3 protein-coding genes are annotated in these 1,411 nt (G+C 75.8%); all 3 read left to right on the plus strand.

Features of this window, described 5'->3' with window-relative positions; genetic code table 11:
- The coding region (locus ACOV8S_RS28710; RefSeq protein ID WP_448321415.1) for a type II secretion system F family protein at positions 1 to 588 on the plus strand (588 nt) is incomplete at its 5' end.
- A 103-nt stretch (positions 589 to 691) separates the two neighbouring features.
- Positions 692 to 910: a DUF4244 domain-containing protein gene (locus ACOV8S_RS28715; protein WP_448321416.1), complete on the plus strand. Its 219-nt coding sequence runs from the start codon at positions 692 to 694 to the stop codon at positions 908 to 910.
- Positions 897 to 1,277 carry a TadE family type IV pilus minor pilin gene (locus ACOV8S_RS28720; protein ID WP_448321417.1) on the plus strand — a complete coding sequence of 127 codons (381 nt, stop codon included), beginning with the start codon at positions 897 to 899 and terminating at the stop codon, positions 1,275 to 1,277. The genes ACOV8S_RS28715 and ACOV8S_RS28720 overlap by 14 nt, the downstream gene beginning before the upstream one ends.
- Positions 1,278 to 1,411: the final 134 nt, after the last annotated feature.

The following is a 1,411-nucleotide window of genomic DNA, read 5'->3' on the forward strand; positions in this document are numbered from 1 at the left end:
GTCCTGGGCGCGGCCGCCCTTGGCTGGCTCCTCGTCGGAGGGCTGCCCGGGCTGGCGGTGGGCGTGCTGTCCGGGCTCGCCCTGGAGCGACGACTCGGACGGCAGGCCGCCCGGGAAGCCGGTGCGGATCGTGGAGCGGCTCAGGCAGCCCGGCAGCTCCCGCTCGCAGCCGACCTGCTGGCCGCGTGTGTCGAGGCCGGGGCCGAACCCGTGGTCGCGGCGCGGGCCGTCGGCGAGGCGCTCGGCGGGCCGCTGGGAGAGCGGCTGGCTCAGGGTGCGGCCGAGGTCCGGCTCGGGGGAGACGCGGCCGGCGCCTGGCAGCGTCTGGCCGCCGTTCCGGGCGCCGGGCCCCTCGCCCGGCTCATCGAGCGGGCGGGTGAGTCGGGTCTGCCGGCGGCGGCCCCGGCCGCCCGTCTGGCCGCCGAGGCCCGGGCGGCGGGAGACCGGGCCGCCATCGCGCGGGCCCGTAGGGCGGGCGTTCTGATCACCGGACCGGTGGGCCTCTGCTTCCTCCCGGCCTTCATCGCGATCGGGGTGCTCCCGGTTGTCATCGGCCTGGCGGACGGTGCGCTCGGCGGCGGCCCGTGAGCGTGCGCCACCGGTGAGCCCGCAGCAAGGACTCCGCCGCACGGATGCGGCGGTCATCGAGGAAACCAACGGAACGAACGACCTGGAGGTCGGGATGCGGAACATGACGCGACGAGCACGTCGGCTGGGGAGCAAGCTGTTGTACCTGGTCCACAGGGTCGACGGGACCCATCGGGACGCGGGCATGGTCACGTCCGAGTACGCGATGGGCATCGTGGCGGCCGTCGCCTTCGCGGCGGTGCTCTACAAGGTGGTGACCAGTGGTCAGGTCGACGCCGAGCTGCAGGGACTGGTGAAGAAGGCGCTCGATGGAGGGCCATGAGACCGTGCGGCCGGCCCGGGACCGGCAGAGCGGGATGGTGACCGCCGAGACCGCCGTTACCCTGCCGGTGCTGGTCCTCTTCGGGATGGCGCTGGTGTGGGCCCTGATGGCGACCGCCGCGCAGATCCAGTGTGTGGACGCGGCCCGGGCCGGCGCCCGGGCCGCTGCCCGCCAGGACCCCGAGGAGGCGGTCCTGGCCGTCGTCCGGCGAACCGCACCGGAAGGAGCGAGCGTGACCGTGGGCCGGAGCGGTGGCCTCGTCCGGGTGCGGGTGGTGGCCCGGCCGCCAGGTGCCGGTGCCCTGCCGTTCGAGGTGCGGCACGAGGCGGTCGCGCCGGCCGAGGAGACCGTCGGGGCCGGACCGTGAGGAGTCGGAGCCGGAGCCGGGGCGGGAGAGGCCGGGGCGACCGTGGGTCGGCCACGATCTGGGCGGGCGCGCTCGTGAGTGCCCTCTGCGTGATCTTCGCGGCGGTGCTCGCGATGGGCGAGGCGGTGGTGGTG

The organism is Streptomyces sp. CO7, assembly GCF_053474865.1.

Excerpts from the sequence above, each read along its gene's own strand:
- ACOV8S_RS28715 (WP_448321416.1), top strand. The coding sequence starts at position 692 with ATGACGCGACGAGCACGTCGGCTGGGGAGCAAGCTGTTGTACCTGGTC.
- ACOV8S_RS28720 (WP_448321417.1), top strand. The coding sequence starts at position 897 with ATGGAGGGCCATGAGACCGTGCGGCCGGCCCGGGACCGGCAGAGCGGG.